Genomic DNA, 4,168 nt, shown 5'->3' with positions numbered 1-4,168 from the left:
ACAATATACCCCACGGGGGTAGGGACTAAAGTCCCTGAAGATGGGAATTGCTCACCGGACGCCGCGAACTGGTCATCCCGAGCAACCGTTGGGTCCGGCATCGTCGCTGCTTGTGCCGACTTCCGTCGCTATGTATGCGGCACCGCGTTGAGGGTCGCGCTATCGAACATGCTGTCACACTTGAGGTTTCGCCGTCCTATCTAAGCCCGCCCCCGCGCATTCCGCTCAACGGATCATTGACAGATTGTCATGGCGTATTGGCCTCCTCGGTGTTGCCGCGAAGCACTCCTAGGTTGGTGGAACTCGGCGTGGCGGGTGTGGTGGCCGCATTTACCGCCGGGCTGATTGATCGTGTAGCTCCAGCTGGGCGGGGTCCCCATAGTGCTGTTCCCCGTCCGCACCGGTCACGCCCTCCTGACGCGGTTCGGCCGATTTTGTCGCTGATCGATCACTGTCAGGTCGTGGTGCTATCGGCGGCTCGGGCGCACCACGGATCCGTCGGTCGCCGCCCCTAGCCTTCGATGAATCCGCTACAAGCAAAGCAATCTCGTCGAACAATCATTCGCCGTGCTCGAATAGTGGCGCGCACTGGCCCCCGCTACGACAAACTCGCTATCTTCTACCGCGCCGGCTTCCTCAGCGCCTGCATCACATGGACCCGCCATTTAGGAGATATGCCTCTAGCGGATTGGGGATGTTTACCAGACACGCAGGGAAGCGGCCGAAATGAGATGCCCTCCGACGTCTGGATATGACGCGCCACAACTTCAGTGGGGACTACTTGCGGATCACAGTGGAGGTCTTGTGCTACACCAGATTTGACCAGCGAGGAACCATGGGGGGGCGTTCCAGGAACCGGGCATCGGGGACTATCCCGGATACACCGCGCTCTCCTGCACCTGCCAACGGGAGTCCCCCTAACATGCTGCTCGGGACGCCTGCGTTACCGGCCGGAGCAGCACCGAGGTTGGTGCCCGTCAGCGCAGCGGCCGCCTTGGCCGGCACGCTGGCCGTCCAACTCGGCGGCACCGACAACGACCCAACCAATCCCGCCTGCCCCATACCCGCCGACACCCCCGTGCCGGCGCCGCCAAAGCTTGCTAAACCGGTCAAGCCCGATCCGAGTGGCCCGCTAGCCAATCCTTCGGCAACTGCTGGTGCGAGCGCGCTGCTGGCCGCCGGGAGCAGGCCCTTCAGCTTCTCCCCGGTCGACAGGCCGGCGCTGGCGATCCACGCGGTCGAACTTATCGTTGACAGCTCCGGGTTTATCGCACTCACCATCGAGGTAAGCGAACTCGACGACAGAGGTGAAGCCAATTGCTGCAACACGGCGGGTAAGGACGATGTCAGCTGCGTGAGGGCGGCCTGTGTGTCGGTTGCCACCGAACCGCCCGTCGCCTGGGCCACAGCCGCACCCTGCGCAGCCAAACCGCTCGGATTGACGACCTGCCGCGGCGCAGCGAAAGGCGTTAACGTCGACGCGGCAGCTGACGAACCGGCATACCCATACATCGCCATAGCATCTTGAGCCCACATTTCCGCGTACTGGGCCTCGGTCGCCGCGATCGCCGGCGTGTTCTGCCCGAAGATGTTTGTCGCAACCAAAGTCATCAACAAGCTGCGATTGGCCGCGACCACCGGTGGCGGCACGGTCGCCGCAAACGCCGCCGCATATGCGGCGGCTGCAGCACGTGCCTGGTCGGCCGCCTGCTCTGCGGCGGTGGCCGTCGTGCGCATCCACGTCACATAAGGAGCAGCTGCCGACGCCATCCAGGTCGCTGCCGGACCGTACCAGGACAGAGCAGTCAACTGTGCGATCACGGCCGCGTAAGATGTTGCGGCTGAACTCATTTCAACGGCCAGCTCATCCCAGCCGGTCGCGGCGGCCAGCATCGGCCCCGAGCCGGGACCCGAATACATCCTGGCCGAATTGACTTCCGGTGGGAGTGCCCCGAAATCCATTCGCATATCCCTTCAACTACAGGCCGCGTTAGCCGGTCGCGGCCGCATTGGCAGCCTCGGTGGCGGCATAGGACCCGGCGCTAGTCGCCAGGGCGGCGACGAACTGGTCGTGAATCGCTGTAGCCTGGGCAGCCACTGCTTGGTACAACTGCGCGTGCGCGGCGAACTGGGCCGCCGTCAACGTCGAAACTTCGTCAGCGGCCGCCGGTAGCACTGCGGCTGTCGCGACTGCGACCGCCGCAGTTCCGGCTTCCACCGCCGCGCCGACGGTTTGCAGATCGCCGGCCGCCGACGCCAGTATTTCCGGATGTGTTGTCACAAAAGACATGTGTGGTCCTCCTTTGAAGAATTAGGCTCCGCTGCCGAAATGCGTTCGCTTCCCGAGGGCGCGGCCGAAGCCGGCCATGCAGGGGTCTTTGGACGATGGGTGGTATCGCGCAGTCGACCAGGAGCTACCCGCGCGCGCGTCTGACATTGACGGACCCCCCCGCAACCGCCGCGTTGCGTGACGTGTGAATCACTGGGGTCGCCGGCGATCGTTTCCCATCGGTCGCGCACCTGGAATAGCCCTGTGGTCATCGACCGGCGTGCGCTAGCCCCAGGTACGACTCGGCGAAAACGGCCTCGACAGACGAGTTTAGGACGCCCTCCGCCGCTTGGCCGCGAGCAGCCAGGTAGCTCAGACGCAGTCATACATCCGGATAAGTCATCCAACAGTAAATAACTCACATGAATCGGCTTAGATCAGGGCGCGACTACCGCGCGGAAATCGACATGGGCAGATAGCACCAGCCGTGGCGGTATAACACCATGGCCTGACGCCGACGAGTCAGCGACGAGCCAAGCAGATCCGAGTCAGAAGGTCTTGACCGGAGAGAATGGCGACACGTGCGTGCGGAGGGCTCCGCCCAGCCGGTGCCACAAGCTGTGTCAGCCACCCCCTGGCGGCCAGCGCCGCCAGGGCCACGCCGAGTAAGACCAGCGCAGGCACTGCCACCTTTGGTATCGCATCAATCGCGAACACCTTGGACGCCTTGCAGTTCGCCCGCTCTTGCGCAAGCTGCGGCTGATCAGCGCTGGCATGGACTGCTACAGGAAGCGAGGCAATCGACGATTGTTGCTGCGGCGAAAGAGCTGAAGCAGCCGCGGGGGCCGGTACGCAGTGGCCGACGATCGCCAATGCTGCCACTGCAGCCGCCACGAGGACCGCAAAGCACAGTCGTGGCGGTCCGCATGCTCCGACGCCACGGTCATCCGACAACAATCGGACGGTCCTCATACCCACCGAGGGTACACCACGGAGTGGCCGGCTCACGACTAGTTCGGCCACAATTCGGCGGAGGCCCGAGGATATTTGCGCCCTTCTTGTGACCTCTCCAACCCTTGCGACACGACCCACCCGCCTGTACCCTCAGGGGGTATGGGGTTCTCGACAGCGCCGGCGGACGCGATGTTCCAGCAGGGTGGCTTGTCGTCGGTGGAGCACCATTCGCGCTGCTACCCTGCAATTATTGTGAGCGGAACAGAGGCGTCCCGACGACGGCCCTGGTGGCGATCGGCGGTGGCACTAGCTGCTGTGGTGACCGCGGTCGGGGTGTGGGTCCTTGTTCTCGGACACGCCGAGGTGCGGCATGAGCCTGCTGCATCCCATCGGGCGCATGTGTTGGTGAGTTCGCTGGGTGGCGAATTTGCGGTCAACAGCAATCACGCGCACATAGAAAACCCGTCGGTTGCCCATCATGAGGCGTTCATGTCCGCCGTGCTGCCCAACGCGCCCGTCACCACGGTGGCTGCTCTGAGTGTGGTGGTAGTGGCGGTAGGCGCAGTCGGGTTGTTCGGGCGGCACCTGATCTTGGGCGGGCGCGGTCCGCCGCGTGGGCTCGCCGCTGTTTTGACCGGTCAAGAACTTTTGACGCGGTTGTGTTCTTCTCGTCGCTGACTGGGTAGCGCCAGGCCGTTTGTGCATCGTCACGACGGCCGGTGGCCGCTCCCCTTGTCAATGGCTGCGCCTGCGGCCTCAGGCTAGAAAGCGACGATCGCAATGGACAACAACTCTGCTCGTTCTTCGAACTCTCTGGAATCTCGTTTGTCGTGCAGTGCCCGGTCACTGGCGGTGGTGAACCGCCAAGACAGCGCACAATGCCCCCCGGCGACGGCAAGTTACCGCCAGCCCGACGGCTTGGTCGGTAACACCCCGATACTGCGA

Annotated in this window: 5 protein-coding genes; 2 read left to right on the top strand and 3 right to left on the bottom strand. The window is 63.8% G+C overall.

The genetic code is table 11. From position 1 onward, the window contains the following. Positions 1 to 134 precede the first annotated feature (134 nt). Positions 135 to 515 carry a hypothetical protein gene (locus AC5Y7D_RS30680; protein ID WP_499929920.1) on the top strand — a complete coding sequence of 127 codons (381 nt, stop codon included), beginning with the start codon at positions 135 to 137 and terminating at the stop codon, positions 513 to 515. 292 nt (positions 516 to 807) lie between these two features. Here the strand turns inward: AC5Y7D_RS30680 and AC5Y7D_RS30675 are convergent, their stop codons facing one another. The 3 genes from AC5Y7D_RS30675 to lpqS (AC5Y7D_RS30665) all read right to left on the bottom strand — a co-directional run bounded on the left by AC5Y7D_RS30675 (position 808) and on the right by lpqS (AC5Y7D_RS30665) (position 3,241). After that, a complete protein-coding gene (locus tag AC5Y7D_RS30675) occupies positions 808 to 1,962 on the bottom strand; it encodes a PPE family protein (RefSeq protein WP_499929918.1) in 1,155 nt (384 codons plus the stop codon). Positions 1,963 to 1,990: 28 nt separating this feature from the next. Beyond that, the gene (locus AC5Y7D_RS30670) at positions 1,991 to 2,290 is read right to left on the bottom strand and encodes a PE family protein (RefSeq protein WP_499929916.1); all 300 of its coding nucleotides are present in this window, start codon (positions 2,288 to 2,290) and stop codon (positions 1,991 to 1,993) included. Between the two features lie 501 nt (positions 2,291 to 2,791). Beyond that, positions 2,792 to 3,241 (bottom strand): putative copper homeostasis (lipo)protein LpqS, encoded by a 450-nt coding sequence (lpqS, locus tag AC5Y7D_RS30665; RefSeq protein WP_499929915.1) that lies wholly within the window; start codon positions 3,239 to 3,241, stop codon positions 2,792 to 2,794. A gap of 171 nt (positions 3,242 to 3,412) precedes the next feature. Here lpqS (AC5Y7D_RS30665) and lpqS (AC5Y7D_RS30660) point away from each other — a divergent pair, with 171 nt between their 5' ends. Next, entirely contained in the window at positions 3,413 to 3,901 is a 489-nt protein-coding gene (gene lpqS, locus AC5Y7D_RS30660) for a putative copper homeostasis (lipo)protein LpqS (RefSeq protein WP_499929914.1), read from the top strand. The last annotated feature ends 267 nt before the right edge of the window (positions 3,902 to 4,168 follow it).

This window comes from Mycobacterium sp. NGS49, from assembly GCF_059812565.1.
The sequence above is the reverse complement of the archived record's forward strand: the minus strand, read 5'-3'. Positions and strand labels throughout refer to the sequence as shown.